Origin of the sequence: Aeromonas sp. ANP5, assembly GCF_963870295.1 — a bacterium.
GTDB lineage: Bacteria > Pseudomonadota > Gammaproteobacteria > Enterobacterales > Aeromonadaceae > Aeromonas > Aeromonas veronii.
This window is the reverse complement of the sequence record NZ_CAWMRY010000022.1, coordinates 1-17,858: the sequence shown is the minus strand read 5'-3', so window position 1 is coordinate 17,858 and position 17,858 is coordinate 1. Positions and strand designations below refer to the sequence as shown.

Genomic DNA, 17,858 nt, shown 5'->3' with positions numbered 1-17,858 from the left:
AAGCTCAGCGCCAACCTACCGAACCTGTAGGTTGGTGCTGAACAAAGTGAAGCCCAACGTTTACCATGAAATAGCAAACAGATGACTCCTGTTTTCTCACGTCATCACCTCTACCCTCCAACCGCCACATTTTCTGTCACCAAACAAGCGGTGCAATTCACTTCGTTTATTGCACCCTATGGCACTTGATACGCACATCGAGATTAACAAGGACGTTATGTTCCAGCTTGAGACCCAACACCTGATTCTGCGTGATATGCAGCCAGCGGATGAAGCGGCTTTTGTCGCCATCTCGCAAGAGAGCAAGTATCAGCGGTTTTACAGCGAATCAGATTGCGCCCCGGATAAATATCGGCAGCTCACCAAGCTGTTTATCGAGCAGGCAAATGAACACCCTCGCACCGCCTATCAATTGGCCATCGAGTACAAGGCAACCGGGAAATTTATTGGCACTGTCTGCCTGCGTCTTGAAGCAAATAATCAGGCATCGATGGGCTGCGGCATGTCCCGGGAGTATCAGGGTCATGGCTTAATCAATGAAGCAGCGCATGCCTTGCTGGATTTTGGTTTCCGGACCTTGGCGGTACACCGGGTCTATGCAGAAACCATCAGCCAGAATCGCGCGGCGATTCGGTTATGCAAGGCGTTGGGTATGAGACAAGAGGGGTATTTTCGCGAACACCGTTTCTTCAAAGATCAGTGGTGGGATACCGTGGTATTGGCCATCCTCCAGAGCGAGTGGCACTGATGTTACGCCGACCAAACGAGGATTCTCGCTGATGAAGCGAATTCTGATTATTGGCAACTCGGGATCGGGCAAAAGCTGGTTGGCGGCTCGATTGGCTGAACAGTTAACTATCCGCGAGGTCAATCTCGATACCATCGTCTGGCAACCGGGCGGCTTTAACCAAAAACGGCCCCAGCATGAGATTGATCATGCCATTCAAACACTTGCTCAAGAGCCATCATGGGTGGTCGAAGGGGTATTTGGCGCCCTGGCAGAGCAACTGCTTGATGCCGCCGATACTCTGCTTTTCCTGGATCTCGACTGGTCGGTCTGCCGTGATTCACTGCTATCTCGCGGATCACAAAGTGCCAGGCAACGGGATGCAGTGGCAGCCGAAGAGAACTTTCAACAACTGCTGGTGTGGGCATCGGAATATGGGCAGCGAGCCGGCAAAAGCTCCCGCCAATTCCATCGCGAGCTGTTTGATCGATTCCCAAACGACAAGCACCATTTCACGACTCGTGAAGCGGTAAATAGCTATCTCACTCAACTGACCACTCATAGCTAACGGGGTAGAGGATGACGCAAGAGGAGTTGGCGAAAATGGGGGGCGCTTCGGTAAATATCCAGCTGCTGGATGGCAAACCCTGTATCAGAAAAAGCGGCGCATCGCCTGTCGAGCGCCATTTCTACCAACGCGCCGCACTGCATTTAAGCGGGCTCAACACTCCTGCCCTGCTCAAGGTCGAAGGGGAGACCCTGTTCCTTGAGCAGATCCCTCATCCGGTCACGCTCACGCAGCTGCACCACAACGAACAGACCTTTGCTCAGCTGGCCAACCTTCATAACGCCAACTATCAGCCCGACTTTGCGGTGAAAACTCACGGCTGGTCGCTCGTCGACACCAACGAGGCGCTCTCTGTACTCTGCTTGCCGGAAGCGGTAAACGAGAAGATCCGCCATATCCAGCAAGTTGGTCACGAACTATTCGAGGAGTCATGCCTGATTTCGGGAGATAGCAATGAAGGCAACTGGGGCACCCGCAACAATGGTGAGCTGGTGTTATTTGACTGGGAACGATTTGGTTATGGCAGCCCGGCCATCGATCTGGCCCCGCTGGTGCCGCGGATGGGTTCACGGGCTGAGTATGAAACCATCATTGAACGCTATCAGCGCCACAGTTCGCTGCACTCTGGCGACCGGTTGCTGCGCCATCTCGTCATGGCCAAGTGCTGGCTAATTATTGAAGTCACCAATCTGCTGACCAGAAGGGAGAAGCCGCAGGCACAGCAATATCTGGAGTGGTATCGACAACAAGTACCCCACTGGCTGGAGTCGGTAGCGCATATTGTGTAATCACCAGCAACATCTCGCAGGTTGACGCCAAAGGCAGTGAAGCCCAACAGTCACTACAAAAAACATGATATTTCAATATCTTATAAAAATCACTTACCTATATAACATGACCCAATACAAACAGACGCCAAAACCTGACCATATGTTTTTCAGAAAATTTATATCCTATCTGGCTATTACCTTGCCTATCGGCCTGATCCCGGAATTTATTCGGCAGGACTTTCATCTGGATTTGCTCTCATGGCAGGAGGGCGGCCGCCTCACTCTGATCATGATTGGCGTCGCGGCGGCAATGGCGGGAATTGACTGGCTCGTGCATCGCTATCGAACCAAACGACAGCAGCCAAAGGGCCCGGTTGGACCAAACAGGTAAGGGAGGATCGGGCTGCCACAGAATATGGCAGCCCCGTGCCATCAAGAGAGCATGCTTCTTAGCATCCAGGCGGTTTTTTCATGAATATCGATGCGCTGGGTCAGCACATCGGCAGTGGGCTGGTCATTGACGGCATCGACCAGATCGAACAGTTTTCTGGCGGTTCTCGCCGTAGCTTCTTGCGCCAACACCAGATGTTTGAGCATTTCACTGGCACAGGGCACCCCTTCGACCTCCTCAATGGAGGAGAGACGGACAAACTCCTTATATGTGCCGGGTGCGGGGAAGCCCAATGCGCGGATCCGCTCGGCGATAACATCCAGCGCATTCCACTGCTCGGTGTATTGATCCATAAACATATTGTGCAGGCTGTTGAACTGCGGGCCGGTTACGTTCCAGTGAAAATTGTGGGTCATCAAATAAAGGGTGTAACTATCGGCAAGCAGTGCCGACAATCCATCTGCAATTTTCTTGCGATCGGCGGCTGAAATACCGATATCCATTTCTGGTAAAACCACACTCTCTTTTTTCATCACGCTAACTCCTGTTATTGGCTTTCGGCTTGATAAATTTGGCCGATGCTTTTGCAACAATCATCCCGCCGACCGACGCTACGGCATTCAGGCGATAGATACCGTGACGCTGGTCGACTATTCTGGCCGAGAGCGCTACTTTGCTGCCGATATCGATGGGAGCAATAAAACGAACGGTCAGCTCCGCTGTTAATCCTCTTATTCCCCGTTGCAGCAACGCATGTGTCATCACCGCATCGAGCAGGGTGCTGGTCATGCCGCCATGCAAAATATCGCTGTAACCCTGATGGCGCTGGTCGGCAATAAACAGCCCTTCCGTCGTCCCGCCCTCCCCCTGATAAAAGCGAATTCCCAGTGAATCCGGGTTATGAGTGCCACACACCATGCAACGGGCGTGGGACATCATGGTCTGTTGATAGTTCTCTGATTGATATTCATCCACTTGATCTGTTCACTCGCTATTTGGCCACTCGCATGTTGAGAACAGAGTGCCAGGAGAGCAACTCTTCGATGGCGGCATGTGCCTGGGTGCCATAGATGATGGAGGGGCCGCCTCCCATCAATACCGCGACATCCACGGTGGCAATCAGCTCCGCTCGCGAAGCACCGGCCTTCACGGCCCCGGCAACATGGGCGGCAATGCAGCCATCGCAGCGGGAAGCGATACCAATACCGAGGGCGATCATTTCCCGATATTTCAACGCCAACGCCTCGTCCTCTTTCATAACGGCTTTGTGCAGCGCAATAAACGCATTCATGGTATCCGGGCTGCTCTTGCGATAAGCAGAGCCAAGCTGGTGTTGTTCTTTATTGATCTCTCGATAATTTTTCATCACGTTATTTCTCCGGTGTGAAAATCTCACCTTTATAGAATGACTGCACTGTCATGCTGATTAACCAGATGATCAATACAATCAGGGCACACACCACTATTTTGGCCAGATAAAATGAAATGATATTCCCGGTTGCGTCGGCAAACATGGCCGAGGCTGCGGAAAATGCCGCCAGTGGAAATGAGTACGCCCACGAAGAGAGAAAAAATTTCAATTTCAAAAAAGTGAGGGTGTTGTACATCAGCAAGATAAATACAAACAGCGCAAAATAATAAATGACATGGGCAAACAGGTCGCTGGAGCTGGTTATTTCGCTATACGAGATAAATCCGATGGAAGGTGGTGCCAGCAGAATAAACATGGTGGGCATCAGCTTCTCGGGCAGACTCTCATGAAAGAACAGCCGATAGAGCACTATGGTCAGCAGAGAGAACCAGAAAATAAGGCCAATGCTGAAGAAGAACAGGCTGATCTCGTGAAAGCCAAGCGGCATGCCACCCAGGGGCACCACGATATTGCCGACAATCGGTATAAACCATGCCGGGTTGGTGTGGGTGATTGTGAAATGGTCGCGATGGATCCAGTTGCTCATGATGTAGAGGGTGAAGAGCAGCTGCAAGCTGGCTCCCACCGACCAGAGGGCCAGCGCCGCATCATGCCAGCTGGCCCAGTAGGCGGATTGCAGCAGCAAGCTGATTGAGATGGTCGGGAAGAAATTGATCCTGACCGGGTGTTTCAGCTCATGCCGGAACTCGTCATTGTGTCTGAGGATTTTCCAGCCATACATCACCAGAAACGTCGCCAGTAGCAGGGATGACAAGACCCCGAACAGGAACCCTGCCGACTGCAACAGCAGCAAATCCGGAAATGCCTTGCGACAGGCAATCGCCGCCCCCGTCAGCCCCATGATGATTGAAAAGAGTGTGACAGGCATGTGTGCAATCTTGGTTATGGAGGGGATTTGCTTACCCTCTTGATTCAGGTTTTCCATCAACGTTCCCCTCCAGTTCGACTTAGCGGTTGTGCTTACTCTTCACAACATTTCTTGTGGTTGCGCTGACGGTTGCCCTGACAGCCCTGCTGTTGTCCGGAGGCTGACTTGCAGCAACCCCCTTTGCCAAGGCGGCCACGGGGAGCGCATTGACGGCTTCCCTTGCCGTGATGGCCAGCCCCCTCGGCGCAGCGCGATGCACTGCCCTGTTCAGCGGATGTCAGCTCGGTCAGATTGCCCGACTCATTGCTCAGCATGTCGGCCATAGCGAGACGCCCCTGACTGGCCTGATAGACGGCAAGCCCACTGCCCAGCAGCTTGCCAAGCATCTTGCTACCTATATTTTTCAGCACGATACGACGGGCTCCATGCGCCTGAAGCAGCTCCGCCAACGCACTTTTGCACTCGTTGCCAGCCACCGGATTGGCGATTTCTGCCAAGGTGCTCCCCTGTTCATCTACGAATACAAAGCGCTCTGCCTTGGCAAAATGTCCTGCGATATGGTCGTCATTCATCGGAATGGCTGTGATGATGGTCATTTGACCTCCTGCTATCACTGTTGATATTCCGGCCCTGCCCCTTGCCACTCAGCATTCGTCCCCTTGTTCAGGATCTTCCTGCAGGCTTGCCGGTTGGCATGGCCATGTTCCCAGCCTCTTGCAGCAACCAGATGAAGAGCCGTACGCATCAACTTTTACTGGTTTAGTCACGCATCATTCGGCTCGATAAGCGTCTGATCATGATGCCGCCGTAATTGGCATATGCCATGTATACGCTCAGTTTATGGCATATGCAACAAACTATTTTTTCCAACGAAGAGGTTTAGGGACTCGTTAAAGCTCGCCCTGGCATCATTCCAGGGCGCGCCTATCCGCTATTCGCGAGGGCAAAAGGCAGGGGGAGAAATGGCGCATAAAAATCCTAATCCGCCCGGCGAAATGGCGACTTTTTGTGAGAATGGTCACATCTGATGGCGCCGTTTAACCACATATAAATCCAGACCCTGCTGATGATTAATTTATTGATATGGCGCATTACAAACCTGGCGGTGAGCCTGATATCAATTCATTTATCTGTTTTTAAAGAAAAAATTGATGAGCAGCTGAAAATGACGAGTCCTGCCTGAAAACGGGATCTTCATCACATCCCGTTTTGCTGCGCACAAAAATCCAGTGATTAGCACATTTGTCCGATAGGGAGGGTGCGGGCGAGCCGCGATAATGATCAGGTCATTTTTATCCAGTACGTAGATACGTACTCACGCATAGCTTCCGTCACCGGAAGCGGGGAGAGCGCAATGATCACCACCTTGATCAATGAACATCTGATCAACCTCGATTTGAAAGCGACGCGTAAGGAAGAGGTCTTCACCGAGATGGCCCGCCTGCTGGCGTCGCAAGGCAAGGTCAGCGACGAGCAGGCCTTTATCAAGGATCTGTGGGCCCGCGAAGAGCTGGGCAACACCGGCTTTGAAGAGGGCGTAGCCCTGCCCCACGCCAAGAGTGCAGCGGTATGCAACCCGGCGGTCGCCATCGGCATCAGCCGCAACGGCATCGAGTACGGCGCCGAAGATGGCAAGCCGTCCCATATTTTCTTTATGATCGCCTCCCCCGATGGCGGCGCCAACCACCATATCGAGGTGCTGGCCGAGCTCTCCGGCAAGCTGATCGAAGAGGGCTTTATCGCCAAGCTGCTGGCGGCGAAAACTCCGGCCGATGCGCTGGCGCTGCTGCTGGCCAAGAAAGAGGAGCAGAGCGCGGCCCCGACCACCAACAAGGGCTTTATCATCGGTGTCACCGGCTGCCCGGCCGGTATCGCCCACACCTATCTGGCTGCCGAGTCGCTGGAGCGCGCCGCCAAGGAGCTGGGTTATGAGGTGAAGGTGGAGACCAACGGCTCCATCGGCGTCAAGAACAGCCCGACCGCGGACGAGATCGCCCGCGCCACCGCCATCGTGGTGGCTTGTGACAAGCAGGTGGACATGGCCCGTTTCGCTGGCAAGCCGCTGATCAAGACCGGTGTGAAGGCACCCATCAAGGATGGCAAGGGTCTGATCGAGCAAGCCCTGAAAGCCCCCGCCTATGTGGCTGGCAAAGAAGATAAAAAAGGTGAAGAGAAGAGCGCGGGTGGCAGTTCCGATCTCTATCGCTACCTGATGAACGGCGTCTCTCACATGATCCCGTTCGTGGTAACCGGCGGTCTGTTGATTGCGCTGGCACTGGCCATCGGCGGCAACCCGACTCCGAGCGGCATGCAGATCCCGGAAGGGAGCATGTGGAACCAGATCCTCAACGTGGGCGTAGCCGCCTTCACCCTGATGATCCCCATTCTGGCGGGCTATATCGCCTACGCCATCGGTGATCGTCCGGCGCTGGCACCGGGCTTTATCGGTGGCTGGATCGCCAACAACGGCAGTTTCTACGGCGCGGATGCCGGTACCGGCTTTATCGGTGCCATCATTGCGGGCCTGCTGGTCGGCTATCTGGTGCGCTGGATTGCCACTCGCCAGTACCACAAGATGGTGCAGCCGCTGGTGCCGATCCTGATCGCCCCCATCGTCGGTTCCCTGTTTATCGCTGCGGTATTCATCTTCATTATCGGCGCCCCGATTGCCGACATGATGACCGGCCTCAACGCCATGCTGCTCTCCATGAGCGGTGGCAGTCTGGTGCTGCTGGGTATCGTGCTGGGTGGTATGGCGGGCTTTGATATGGGTGGCCCGGTCAACAAGGTGGCTTTCCTCTTCTCCGTCGGCATGATCGCCTCCGGTCAGACCCAGTTTATGGGCGCCATGGCTTGCGCCATCCCGGCAGCGCCCCTTGGCATGTCGCTGGCGACCGTGCTCGGTCGCAAGCTGGGAATCTTCGATGCTTCTGAGATCGAAGCGGGCAAAGCCGCTGGCGCCATGGGTCTGGTGGGTATCTCCGAAGGTGCGATTCCGTTCGCCGCCCGTGACCCGCTGGCCGTCATTCCGGCCAACGTGCTGGGCAGCATGACCGCCGCTGTGATGGCCTTCCTGTTCGGCATCACCAACAGCGTTGCCCACGGTGGCCCTATCGTGGCTCTGCTGGGTGCCGTCAACAAGCCGCTGCTGGCCCTGCTCTGCATGATCTGCGGTGCTATCGTCACCGGCGTGGTGGCGGTTGCCCTGAAAAAACTGCGGGTCAAAAAGAGTGATGAGGTAACTCTGGCCAAGGCGGCCTGAGGCCTCCATCGCCATGTCGGCTCGTAGAGCATAAAAAGAGGCCACCCCACGGGGTGGCCTCTTGTTTTTTGGGATGGCTGGCGGGCCGTATTTCCCAATATCGCCCCCGAGAAATAGTGGTCGATAAGCACTCTTCCCTTATCTCTGCCTTCACCTCTCCCCTTGCCTTTCCCTGGCTCCCTTCTGGCCTATCCATCCCACCAGCCCAGCACTCACACAGAGTGCCAAACTGGCTGAAATGGCAGCAATCTGGCGTCAGCGGTGTGATGTTTCTCACGCTTTGTCCGCGAAAGCGCAAAAACTAGGAAAATTTCCTAGCCCCACTAGGGATGGCTCTCAAGCCATTTTTTGCCCCTCTTATTAGAGTCACTTCACCTGATGTCGTGACCCGCACCGCGATGGGCAATGTGCCCCGTCATCCCGTGCCGGGCCCGGGTTTATATGGATGGAGCGTCGAGCGCAGCAACGGCTGACAGCCCCGACGTTCCGTTCCCCCTTCCGTGGCGTGACCTCGAACAACCTATCTACAAATGAGGGGCGCGGCGGAAATACCGTCTATCTCGCAGAGGATGAACGAAGATGTTGAAATTGCTCCAACAGGTCCGGGTCCCCACCCTCGACCTGCCGGTCGAAGCCCGGCGCAAGCTCTGGTTCAAGCCGTTTATGCAATCTTATCTGGTTGTATTTATTGGCTATTTGACCATGTATCTGATCCGCAAGAACTTCAACATTGCGCAAAATGACATGATCCAGGAGTACGGTCTCTCCATGACCGAGCTCGGCATGATCGGCCTTGGCTTCTCCATCACCTACGGGGTGGGCAAGACCATCGTCTCCTACTACGCCGATGGCAAGAACACCAAGCAGTTCCTGCCGCTGATGCTGATCCTCTCCGCGCTCTGCATGCTGGGCTTCAGTGCCAGCATGGGCGGCACCGGTTTCAGCCTCTACTTCATGATCTTCTTCTATGCGCTGAGCGGTTTCTTCCAGAGCTGTGGCGGTTCGTGCAGCTACTCCACCATCACCAAGTGGACCCCTCGCAACAAGCGCGGCACCTATCTGGGCATGTGGAACCTCTCCCACAACGTGGGCGGTGCCGGTGCAGCCGGTGTGGCGCTGTTCGGTGCCAACTACCTGTTTGATGGCAACGTGCTCGGCATGTTTATCTTCCCCTCCATCATCGCGCTGATCGTCGGCTTTATCGGCCTGCGCTTTGGTAGCGATTCGCCGGAAGCCTATGGCCTGGGCAAGGTGGAAGAGCTGTTTGACGAAGTAGCGAGCGAAGAAGATATCGCCACCGAGGAGCAGAAGCTGACCAAGTGGCAGATCTTCGTGAAGTACGTGCTGCTCAACAAGGTGATCTGGCTGCTCTGCTTTGCCAACATCTTCCTATACGTGGTGCGTATCGGTATCGACCAGTGGTCCACCGTCTATGCCCACCAGGAGCTGGGCTTCTCCAAAGACGTGGCTATTCAGGGCTTTACCTTCTTCGAAGTGGGCGCACTGGTCGGCACCCTGATGTGGGGTTACCTCTCCGATCTGGCCAATGGCCGTCGTGGTCTGGTTGCCTGCGTGGCACTGGCGCTGATCATCGCGACCCTGGGTCTCTACCAGCATGCGACCACCCAGTTTATGTTCCTGGGCTCCCTGTTCACTTTGGGCTTCCTGGTGTTTGGTCCGCAACTGCTGATCGGCGTCGCCGCCGTGGGCTTCGTCCCCAAGCAGGGCATCAGTGTGGCCGATGGCGTCAAGGGCACCTTTGCTTACCTGATTGGTGACAGCTTCGCCAAACTGGGTCTGGGCATGATCGCCGATGGCACCCCCATCTTCGGTCTGACCGGCTGGACCGGCACCTTCGCGGCGCTGGATATCGCAGCCGCCGCCTGTCTGGTACTGATGGGTTGTGTCGCGGTCGCCGAAGAGCGCAAGATCCGCCGCATCAAGCGAGAACTGAAAGCCGCCGAGCTGGCCGCCCAGACCGCCTGATAGCCATAACAACAGACGCAGATTGTTCAGGGCCACCCACAGGGGTGGCCCTTGTTGTTTGGGAAAATCCCAATCCCGACTGGCCCGGCATGAGCCTGCACAGCCGTTCAAGGGACGGGCATATCCCCATCAAGATCCCACTTTTCACATGGACTTTTGGTAAAAGCCCCCCGCTGGCGCTATCTTGTTGCTCCCCCTTGTCAGCATCACAGAGAGCAGATGAAGATCGTCGCCGTCACCGCTTGCCCGACCGGTATTGCCCATACCTATATGGCTGCCGATGCCCTGCAAAAAGCCGCCACTGGGCTGGGACTCAAGATCAAGGTCGAGACTCAGGGCGCCATGGGCATGGAAAACATGCTGACCGCCCGCGATATTGCCAGCGCCGACCTGGTACTGATTGCCTCCGATATCGAGATTGAGCAGAAAGAGCGCTTCCTCGGCTGCACCATCCATCAGGTGAGACTGGAAACCGTGCTGCTGGATGCCAACGCCGTACTCAAGGCCCTGCCGATCCCGGCCTGATGCTGACCCGCGAAATCACCTTCTACTGTCAGCAGGGGTTGAGCATCACCCAGGCCAAGCAGTTGAACCGGCTGGCGGGGATGTTCAAATCCACCATCCGCTGCGCCAACCTCACCCGGCGTCAGACCGTTGCCGCCAGCAACCTGCTCTCCCTGTTGACCCTCGCCACCCAACCCGGCGATCTCTGCCAGTTGCAGATCGAAGGGTGCGATGCCGAGCTTGCCCACATGGCCTTCACCTGCTGGTGCGGCGAACTGGGTCAACCGCTGGTGCGCCCGCGCACCGCCGCGCTGGCGGAGTTGCGACTGGCCAACGCCCTGCCCGACTACCATTTTGCCCTGCGCCAGCTGGCCCACAGCCCAGAGCCGCTGACCAAGGCCGAAGCGCTCGAGCATCTGATCGATCTGCTGCCCGCCGAGCTGATCACCGACCGCGCCACACTGACCGCCGCGGTGGAGCGGCGCGAGCAGGTCTCGGCCACCATCATCCGCCCCGGCCTTGCCATGCCTCATGTATTGAGCGAAGGGATCAGCCAGCCAGCGCTGACCCTGCTCAATTGCAAGGAGCCCATCGAGTGGGGCTCTCAAATCGGGCCGGTGCAGACCGTTATTCTGCTGGCGGTGCCGGTTGGTAGCGGACGGGAGACCCTGCGCCCCCTTACCCGACTGGCGCAAGCGATGATCGATGATGTGGTCAGCCACGCCCTGCTGTTGGCGGGCTCGGCCCCCGCCCGTCAGGCTATCGTCATCGAGAGCCTGCTGAGCTAGGCGAATTGGCTCTGGGCGCTGCTTGCTGTAACGCCAGCCATTCATCCTGCCCTCAGCACCCTGTGGTACACTCGCTGCCATCGTCTGTCTGAAGTGTGTATCCGATGAAATCTCCCCGCTCCCGTCTCTCTGTCAACCGTACGCCGCGCGATAACGCCCCGCGCACGGCGGCCAAACCAGCCGCCCCCCGCCATGCATCCCCCCGCAAACCGGAGCTGGCCCCAGCGGATCGCAAATTGCTGCTTTTGAACAAGCCCTACATGGTGCTCTGCCAGTTCACCGACGAGGGGGGGCGCGAGACTCTCAAGGATTACATCAAAGAGCCCGGCATCTATGCCGCAGGGCGGCTTGACCGCGACAGCGAGGGGCTGCTGCTGCTCACCAACGATGGCAAGCTGCAGGCACGCCTCACCCAGCCCGGGGAGAAGACCCCCAAGACCTACTGGGTGCAGGTGGAAGGCATTCCGAGCGAGGAGAAACTGGCTGCCCTTCGCGCCGGTGTGGAGCTCAATGACGGCATGACCCTGCCCGCTGGGGCGCGCATCATGGATGAACCTGCGGTGTGGCCGCGCAATCCGCCCATTCGCGAGCGCAAGGAGATCCCCACCAGCTGGCTGGAGATCAAGATTATCGAGGGGCGCAACCGGCAGGTGCGGCGGATGACCGCCCATATCGGCCACCCCACCTTGCGCCTTATTCGCTACGCCATCGGTGACTGGACGCTAGATGGTCTGGCTCCCGGCGAGAGCCGCAGCCTGCCCGCCCCCGAGCTGGCGCCGAGCTCCAGCAGTCGCCCGCGACCCTCATCATCCCGTTTAGGCGCTCATACCGCCAAACCGGCCAAACCGGCAGGGGATGCGCCACGGCGGCCCAGCCAGCCGAGACGGGACGAACGCCCCCGCAGCACTCACCCAACCGAGCGTTCAACTTCAAACCCGACCAGCGGCAAACCCCGCAGCAGCGGGCGAGGAACGGCACGCAGACCCGCCCGTGCGGGCAATCCCGATAGCAGCGACAAGGAGTCATGATGAGCAATCAGGCAGAGCAATCGACCACCAGCCACGCCCGCATGGAGGCGCGCCTGACGGTCGCCGCCCTGGTGCAGTGGCAGGGGCGCTTTCTGGTGGTGGAAGAGGAGATAAAAGGCCAGCGCCGTTTCAACCAACCCGCCGGCCATGTGGAGCCGGGGGAAAACCTGCTTGAAGCGGCCTGTCGTGAGCTGAAAGAGGAGACGGGTCTGACCGCCACACCGACCGCCTGGCTTGGTACCTATCTGTTCAAACCGGCCGACAGCGAGGCCACCTATGTGCGCACCGCCATCATCTTCGACCTTGAAAAAGCGCCGGGTCAGCACCATCCAGAGGATCCTGACGGTGATGTGCTGGCTTGCCACTGGCTCACTCTTGAAGAAATAGCGGAATGCAAACCGGCCCTGCGCAGCCCCTTGGTGTGGCAGTGCATTCAGGATTATCTGGCGGGTACACGGCTGCCGCTGTCGGCCCTCAAGGCCTTTATCTGAGAACCTGTCCACGCTCTTACTGCGAGGCCGTGATCAAGGCTCATGTGCTGCTCGCTTGTTTGCAATCAGGAAAGCTCACGTATATCTATACGTTCCGGTTCCTGCGCTGCTCTTTACCTTGCTGACGGCCTCTCGTGACAGATCGTGAACAGGCTATCCGATATCGTTTGGCACCATTTTTTCATCATGGTGCTGACAAACAGAAAAACGATTTCCTGCTATCAGGCTCCTGATGGGAACTGCGGCATGGATATGTGACCGGGGGCGCAAAACTCTGGTAGAATACGCCCCGTTTAAACGAACTGGTAACTTCGACTAATGACAGACAACAGCCAAATCAAGGTGATCGTCGGCATGTCCGGCGGCGTGGATTCTTCCGTCTCGGCCTACCTGCTCCAGCAGCAGGGCTATCAGGTCGAAGGCTTGTTCATGAAGAACTGGGAAGAAGACGACACGGACGAGTACTGCTCTGCCGCCCAGGATTTGGCTGATGCCAAGGCCGTCTGCGACAAGCTGGGGATGAAACTCCACACTATCAACTTCGCGGCCGAGTACTGGGACAATGTGTTCGAGCACTTCCTCGAAGAGTACAAGGCTGGCCGCACGCCAAACCCCGATATCCTTTGCAACAAGGAGATCAAGTTCAAGGCGTTCCTCGAATTTGCCGCCGAAGAGCTGGGTGCCACCTACATCGCCACCGGCCACTATGTGCGCCGTGACGACAGCACCGGCCGCCCGCGCCTGCTGCGCGGTCTCGATACCAACAAGGATCAGAGCTACTTCCTCTATACCCTGAGCGAGAAGCAAGTGGGTCAGAGCCTGTTCCCGGTTGGCGATCTGGAGAAGCCCGAGGTGCGCCGCATCGCCGAGCAGCTGGATCTCATCACCGCCAAGAAGAAAGACTCCACCGGCATCTGCTTTATCGGCGAGCGCAAGTTCAAGGACTTCCTGGCCAAGTTCCTGCCCGCCCAGCCCGGCAAAATCGAGACCGTGGATGGCAAGGTGATCGGCGAGCATCAGGGTCTGATGTATCACACCCTGGGCCAGCGCAAGGGGCTCGGCATCGGTGGTCGCAAAGATGCCACCGAAGAGGCCTGGTATGTGGTCGACAAAGAGGTCGAACGCAACGTGCTGGTGGTGGCGCAGGGCGAGCATCCCCGTCTCTACTCCGATGGTTTGATTGCCAGCCAGTTGCACTGGGTGGATCGCACTCCGATCCGCGAGCCGCGTCGCTGCACCGTCAAGACCCGCTACCGTCAGCAGGATATCCCCTGCCTGATCCAGCCCATCGACGACGAGACCATCCGGGTCATCTTCGACGAAAAGCAGGCTGCGGTCACCCCGGGCCAATCCGCCGTCTTCTACGACGGGGAAGTGTGTCTGGGCGGCGGCATCATCGAACAACGTTTCAGCCATCCGGTTTGAATCCTTAACAGAAGGCAGCAGACGTGAGCGATAAATTCCAAGACAGAACAATGGCCTTTGCCGGCATCTGCCAAGCCGCGTATCTGGTGCAGAAGGTGGCCCGAGACGGCAGCTGTGACGAGGCCGCCCTGCGCGAGAGCCTCTCCAGCATTCTGGTGACCAACCCGAGCCAGCCGCTCGAGGTGTTCAACAACACCCATCTGGCCATTCGCGACGGCTACCGTGCGCTGGTCGAGCAGCTGGGTGCCGACGGCAGCCAGAAGAATGCCGAGCTGACCCGCTACGTGGTAAGCCTGATTGCGCTGGAGCGCAAGCTGGCCAAGCGCAAGGACATCCTCAACATGCTGGGTGAGCGGATCAGCCAGATTGGCCGCCAGCAACAGCACTTCGATCTGCTCGACGAGCAGATTTTGGCCAACATGGCGAGCATCTACAGCGATCTTATCAGCCCCATCGGGCCGCGCATCCAGGTGGCCGGCACCCCGCTGTTCCTGCAGCAGCCGCTGGTGCAGCACAAGGTGCGCGCCCTGCTGCTGGCGGGCATCCGCGCCGTGGTGCTGTGGCGCCAGCTCGGTGGCAGCCGCACCCAGATCATCTTCGCTCGCAAGAAGATGGTGGAACTGGCCAAGCGTTACTAATCATTGGCTTGCGCGCAGGCAGAGGGAGGACAAGGTGAACAGCCGCACATCAGCCTTGATACACCCCGACCGGCGCGCAAGTGAATACGGATCCCCCACACAAATCATCAGGAGTTCACCCCATGGAGCTGTCCGCGCTGACTGCTGTTTCCCCGATTGACGGTCGTTATGGCGACAAGGCCGATGCCCTGCGCCCTATCTTCTCCGAATTCGGCCTGCTGCGTTTTCGCGTTGAAGTCGAGGTTCGCTGGTTGCAGAAACTGGCCAGCCACGCCGGGATCCCGGAAGTCCCTGCCCTGAGCGCGGCCGCCAACGCCCTGCTCGACGGCATCGTCAGCAACTTCAACGAGAGCGACGCCGCCCGCATCAAACAGATCGAGCGCACCACCAACCATGATGTGAAAGCGGTGGAGTACTTCCTCAAAGAGAAAGTCGAAGTGAACCCGGAGCTGGCGGCTGTCAGCGAGTTCATCCACTTCGCCTGCACCTCGGAAGACATCAACAACAACTCCCACGGTCTGATGCTGAAAACCGCCCGCGAAGAGGTCATCAAGCCTTATTGCGAGAAGCTGATCGGCGAGCTCAAGCGCCTGGCTCATGAGTATCGTGACATGCCGCTGCTCTCCCGCACCCACGGCCAGCCGGCGACCCCAAGCACCATGGGCAAGGAGATGGCCAACGTCGCCTACCGTCTTGAGCGCCAGTTCAAGCAGATCATGGCGGTGGAGATCCTCGGCAAGATCAACGGTGCGGTCGGCAACTACAACGCCCACCTCAGCGCCTACCCGGATGTGGACTGGCACCAGTTCTCCGAGGAGTTTGTTACCTCCCTGGGTCTGACATGGAACCCCTACACCACTCAGATCGAGCCGCACGACTATATCGCCGAGCTGTTCGACGCCATGGCCCGCTTCAACACCATCCTGATCGACTTCGACCGCGATGTGTGGGGTTACATCTCCCTGGGCCACTTCAAGCAGCGCACCATCGCCGGTGAAATTGGCTCCTCCACCATGCCGCACAAGGTCAACCCCATCGACTTCGAGAACTCCGAAGGCAATCTGGGTCTGGCCAACGCCGTGTTCCAGCATCTGGCGAGCAAGCTGCCTATCTCCCGCTGGCAGCGTGATCTGACCGACTCTACCGTGCTGCGCAACCTGGGTGTGGCGGTGGGTTACTCCCTGATTGCCTATCAGGCGACCCTCAAGGGTATCTCCAAGCTGGAAGCCAACGACGCCGCCATGGCCGCCGATCTGGATGCCAACTGGGAAGTGCTGGCCGAACCGATCCAGACCGTGATGCGCCGCTACGGTATCGAGAAGCCTTACGAGAAGCTCAAGGAGCTGACCCGTGGCCGCCGCGTCGATGCCGAAGGGATGCGTACCTTTATCGACACCCTGGAGCTGCCGGAAGCTGTCAAGGTTGAGCTGAAGAAGCTGACCCCGGCCAACTACATCGGTGACGCCCAGCGTCTGGTTGATCTGCTGAAGTAAGCCAACCGGCAGTGACGAAGGGGCCCTGTGCACGATACGCCACAGGGCCCCTGTTATTTTCCCTGCCACGGCAGGATCCCGAGTGGCTTTTCCCAAGCCCGCCTTGGGCAAAACCTCTTTGCGAGACACGAGAAACAGCATGTACGAACTCAATCTGGATATCGCTCACTTCCTTGAGCACTACTGGCAGAAGCGCCCGCTCCTTATCAAGGGTGGCTTCAAGGACTTTCAGGATCCCATCAGCCCGGACGAGCTGGCGGGTCTGGCCATGGAAGAGGTGGTAGAGTCCCGCCTCGTCACCCGTTTCGACGGCAAGTGGGATGCTGCCCACGGCCCCTTCGAATCCTACGACCATCTGGGCGAAGAGAACTGGACCATTCTGGTACAGGCTTGCAACCACTGGGCCCCCGAGGTGAACGAGCTGGCGGTGCCGTTCCAGTTCATTCCGGGCTGGCGCTTTGACGATGTGATGGTGAGCTTCTCCACCCCCCATGCGGGTGTCGGCCCCCACATCGACAATTACGATGTGTTTATCACCCAGGGTCTGGGCAAACGCCACTGGCGGGTTGGCGATGCCAAGCCGCTCAACGAGTTCGCCGCCCATGCCGCCCTGCTGCACTGCGAGCCGTTCGAGGCGATCATCGACGTCATCATGGAGCCGGGCGACATCCTCTACATTCCGCCCGGATTCCCCCACGAAGGCTACGCCATCGAGCCCTCCATGAACTTCTCGGTGGGTTTCCGCGCACCAGATGCCAAGGCGCTTATCTCCTCCTTTGCCGATCACCTGATCGACAACGAGGTGCGTACCGAGCGTTACGGCGATGCCGATCTCAAGCCCCGCGCCCGTCACGGCGAGATCCAGCCACACGAGCTGCACCGTCTGCGCGAGCTGATGCAGCAGGCTCTCGATGACGAGACCCTGTTCAAGGAGTGGTTCGGCACCATGATCTCCGAGGCCAAGCACGATCTGGACGTCAATCCGGTCGAGCCGGACTATAGCGCCGAGGAAGTGGCCGACCTGCTGACCCAGGGCGAACCCGCCATCAAGGTGCCGGGTCTGCGCACCGTCTGGTTTAGCGGCGAGAGCCAGCAGTGTTTCATCGACGGCGAAGCCTGGACTCTGCAGAGCGAAGACGCGGCAGCCATTTCGCTCTTGTGTGACAAAGACATCATCACCCAGGCCGACATGGTGGAGCTGGCCGATCAGGCCGGTTTCCTGCAATTGCTGACCCGTCTGGTCAACCGCGGTTACTGGTTCTTCAACTGATCCGGCGGTAACTGAAGGATAAAAAGGCGCCTTATGGCGTAAGGCCAGTCAGTTAAGCACTTCTATGACTAAATATTCGAGATATTGAATATCAAAAGTAGCTCCATGATTAAAGAGTCAATTTGGCTCCAACCCTTGCCCTGACTGGCATGCAATAAAAAGAGGGAGGCATCATGCCTCCCTCACTCGTTAGCCCTTATTGTAGTGGTCAACTAAA

General features: G+C 57.6%; 19 protein-coding genes. 14 read left to right on the top strand and 5 right to left on the bottom strand.

The genetic code is table 11. The features are described from left to right. Positions 1-217: 217 nt before the first annotated feature. The 4 genes from AACT07_RS13340 to AACT07_RS13325 all read left to right on the top strand — a co-directional run bounded on the left by AACT07_RS13340 (position 218) and on the right by AACT07_RS13325 (position 2,456). Positions 218-748 carry a GNAT family N-acetyltransferase gene (locus tag AACT07_RS13340; RefSeq protein WP_069528224.1) on the top strand — a complete coding sequence of 177 codons (531 nt, stop codon included), beginning with the start codon at positions 218-220 and terminating at the stop codon, positions 746-748. Positions 749-779: 31 nt separating this feature from the next. Then, entirely contained in the window at positions 780-1,295 is a 516-nt protein-coding gene (locus tag AACT07_RS13335; RefSeq protein ID WP_069528222.1) for an AAA family ATPase, read from the top strand. A gap of 11 nt (positions 1,296-1,306) precedes the next feature. Further along, positions 1,307-2,083: a phosphotransferase family protein gene (locus AACT07_RS13330; protein ID WP_234916333.1), complete on the top strand. Its 777-nt coding sequence runs from the start codon at positions 1,307-1,309 to the stop codon at positions 2,081-2,083. Between the two features lie 106 nt (positions 2,084-2,189). Then, entirely contained in the window at positions 2,190-2,456 is a 267-nt protein-coding gene (locus AACT07_RS13325) for a hypothetical protein (protein WP_069528320.1), read from the top strand. Positions 2,457-2,497: 41 nt separating this feature from the next. Here the strand turns inward: AACT07_RS13325 and AACT07_RS13320 are convergent, their stop codons facing one another. Genes AACT07_RS13320 through AACT07_RS13300 form a run of 5 tightly spaced genes read right to left on the bottom strand, consistent with a single transcriptional unit; the run spans position 2,498 to position 5,352 of the window. Beyond that, positions 2,498-2,989, bottom strand: a complete 492-nt coding sequence (locus AACT07_RS13320; protein WP_005334596.1) for a Dps family protein — start codon at positions 2,987-2,989, stop codon at positions 2,498-2,500. 4 nt (positions 2,990-2,993) lie between these two features. Continuing rightward, the gene (locus tag AACT07_RS13315; RefSeq protein ID WP_253182263.1) at positions 2,994-3,431 is read right to left on the bottom strand and encodes a PaaI family thioesterase; all 438 of its coding nucleotides are present in this window, start codon (positions 3,429-3,431) and stop codon (positions 2,994-2,996) included. A 16-nt stretch (positions 3,432-3,447) separates the two neighbouring features. Continuing rightward, a complete protein-coding gene (locus AACT07_RS13310) occupies positions 3,448-3,822 on the bottom strand; it encodes a carboxymuconolactone decarboxylase family protein (RefSeq protein ID WP_005334600.1) in 375 nt (124 codons plus the stop codon). Between the two features lie 4 nt (positions 3,823-3,826). Further along, positions 3,827-4,813, bottom strand: a complete 987-nt coding sequence (locus AACT07_RS13305) for an SLAC1 anion channel family protein (RefSeq protein WP_069528218.1) — start codon at positions 4,811-4,813, stop codon at positions 3,827-3,829. Positions 4,814-4,848: 35 nt separating this feature from the next. Further along, positions 4,849-5,352 carry a NifB/NifX family molybdenum-iron cluster-binding protein gene (locus tag AACT07_RS13300; protein WP_069528215.1) on the bottom strand — a complete coding sequence of 168 codons (504 nt, stop codon included), beginning with the start codon at positions 5,350-5,352 and terminating at the stop codon, positions 4,849-4,851. 758 nt (positions 5,353-6,110) lie between these two features. On the opposite strand from AACT07_RS13300, the gene AACT07_RS13295 reads away from it, so the two are divergent. From AACT07_RS13295 to AACT07_RS13250, 10 genes are all read left to right on the top strand, one after another. Beyond that, entirely contained in the window at positions 6,111-8,018 is a 1,908-nt protein-coding gene (locus AACT07_RS13295; RefSeq protein WP_069528213.1) for a PTS fructose transporter subunit IIABC, read from the top strand. Positions 8,019-8,597: 579 nt separating this feature from the next. Continuing rightward, a complete protein-coding gene (gene uhpT, locus AACT07_RS13290) occupies positions 8,598-10,004 on the top strand; it encodes a hexose-6-phosphate:phosphate antiporter (protein ID WP_005334609.1) in 1,407 nt (468 codons plus the stop codon). 219 nt (positions 10,005-10,223) lie between these two features. Further along, positions 10,224-10,529, top strand: a complete 306-nt coding sequence (locus tag AACT07_RS13285) for a PTS fructose transporter subunit IIB (RefSeq protein ID WP_005334611.1) — start codon at positions 10,224-10,226, stop codon at positions 10,527-10,529. Further along, entirely contained in the window at positions 10,529-11,296 is a 768-nt protein-coding gene (locus AACT07_RS13280) for a PTS sugar transporter subunit IIA (protein ID WP_069528211.1), read from the top strand. The genes AACT07_RS13285 and AACT07_RS13280 overlap by 1 nt, the downstream gene beginning before the upstream one ends. 104 nt (positions 11,297-11,400) lie before the next feature. Beyond that, positions 11,401-12,324 (top strand): 23S rRNA pseudouridine(2457) synthase RluE, encoded by a 924-nt coding sequence (rluE, locus tag AACT07_RS13275; RefSeq protein WP_069528209.1) that lies wholly within the window; start codon positions 11,401-11,403, stop codon positions 12,322-12,324. After that, on the top strand, positions 12,324-12,815 hold the full coding sequence (locus AACT07_RS13270; protein WP_042082454.1) for an NUDIX hydrolase: 492 nt from the start codon (positions 12,324-12,326) through the stop codon (positions 12,813-12,815). Before rluE ends, AACT07_RS13270 begins: the two co-directional genes overlap by 1 nt. Before the next feature lie 318 nt (positions 12,816-13,133). Next, entirely contained in the window at positions 13,134-14,240 is a 1,107-nt protein-coding gene (gene mnmA / locus AACT07_RS13265) for a tRNA 2-thiouridine(34) synthase MnmA (protein WP_005353619.1), read from the top strand. Between the two features lie 23 nt (positions 14,241-14,263). Further along, the gene (gene hflD, locus AACT07_RS13260) at positions 14,264-14,878 is read left to right on the top strand and encodes a high frequency lysogenization protein HflD (RefSeq protein WP_069528207.1); all 615 of its coding nucleotides are present in this window, start codon (positions 14,264-14,266) and stop codon (positions 14,876-14,878) included. Between the two features lie 122 nt (positions 14,879-15,000). Continuing rightward, positions 15,001-16,371 carry an adenylosuccinate lyase gene (gene purB, locus AACT07_RS13255; protein WP_064340945.1) on the top strand — a complete coding sequence of 457 codons (1,371 nt, stop codon included), beginning with the start codon at positions 15,001-15,003 and terminating at the stop codon, positions 16,369-16,371. A gap of 139 nt (positions 16,372-16,510) precedes the next feature. Continuing rightward, the gene (locus tag AACT07_RS13250; RefSeq protein WP_005353621.1) at positions 16,511-17,641 is read left to right on the top strand and encodes a ribosomal protein uL16 3-hydroxylase; all 1,131 of its coding nucleotides are present in this window, start codon (positions 16,511-16,513) and stop codon (positions 17,639-17,641) included. The last annotated feature ends 217 nt before the right edge of the window (positions 17,642-17,858 follow it).

Coding starts and splice junctions, on each gene's coding strand:
- AACT07_RS13340 (WP_069528224.1), top strand. CDS start 218: ATGTTCCAGCTTGAGACCCAACACCTGATTCTGCGTGATATGCAGCCA.
- AACT07_RS13335 (WP_069528222.1), top strand. CDS start 780: ATGAAGCGAATTCTGATTATTGGCAACTCGGGATCGGGCAAAAGCTGG.
- AACT07_RS13330 (WP_234916333.1), top strand. CDS start 1,307: ATGACGCAAGAGGAGTTGGCGAAAATGGGGGGCGCTTCGGTAAATATC.
- AACT07_RS13325 (WP_069528320.1), top strand. CDS start 2,190: ATGACCCAATACAAACAGACGCCAAAACCTGACCATATGTTTTTCAGA.
- AACT07_RS13320 (WP_005334596.1), bottom strand. CDS start 2,989: ATGAAAAAAGAGAGTGTGGTTTTACCAGAAATGGATATCGGTATTTCA.
- AACT07_RS13310 (WP_005334600.1), bottom strand. CDS start 3,822: ATGAAAAATTATCGAGAGATCAATAAAGAACAACACCAGCTTGGCTCT.
- AACT07_RS13305 (WP_069528218.1), bottom strand. CDS start 4,813: ATGGAAAACCTGAATCAAGAGGGTAAGCAAATCCCCTCCATAACCAAG.
- AACT07_RS13300 (WP_069528215.1), bottom strand. CDS start 5,352: ATGACCATCATCACAGCCATTCCGATGAATGACGACCATATCGCAGGA.
- AACT07_RS13295 (WP_069528213.1), top strand. CDS start 6,111: ATGATCACCACCTTGATCAATGAACATCTGATCAACCTCGATTTGAAA.
- uhpT (WP_005334609.1), top strand. CDS start 8,598: ATGTTGAAATTGCTCCAACAGGTCCGGGTCCCCACCCTCGACCTGCCG.
- AACT07_RS13285 (WP_005334611.1), top strand. CDS start 10,224: ATGAAGATCGTCGCCGTCACCGCTTGCCCGACCGGTATTGCCCATACC.
- AACT07_RS13280 (WP_069528211.1), top strand. CDS start 10,529: ATGCTGACCCGCGAAATCACCTTCTACTGTCAGCAGGGGTTGAGCATC.
- rluE (WP_069528209.1), top strand. CDS start 11,401: ATGAAATCTCCCCGCTCCCGTCTCTCTGTCAACCGTACGCCGCGCGAT.
- AACT07_RS13270 (WP_042082454.1), top strand. CDS start 12,324: ATGAGCAATCAGGCAGAGCAATCGACCACCAGCCACGCCCGCATGGAG.
- mnmA (WP_005353619.1), top strand. CDS start 13,134: ATGACAGACAACAGCCAAATCAAGGTGATCGTCGGCATGTCCGGCGGC.
- purB (WP_064340945.1), top strand. CDS start 15,001: ATGGAGCTGTCCGCGCTGACTGCTGTTTCCCCGATTGACGGTCGTTAT.
- AACT07_RS13250 (WP_005353621.1), top strand. CDS start 16,511: ATGTACGAACTCAATCTGGATATCGCTCACTTCCTTGAGCACTACTGG.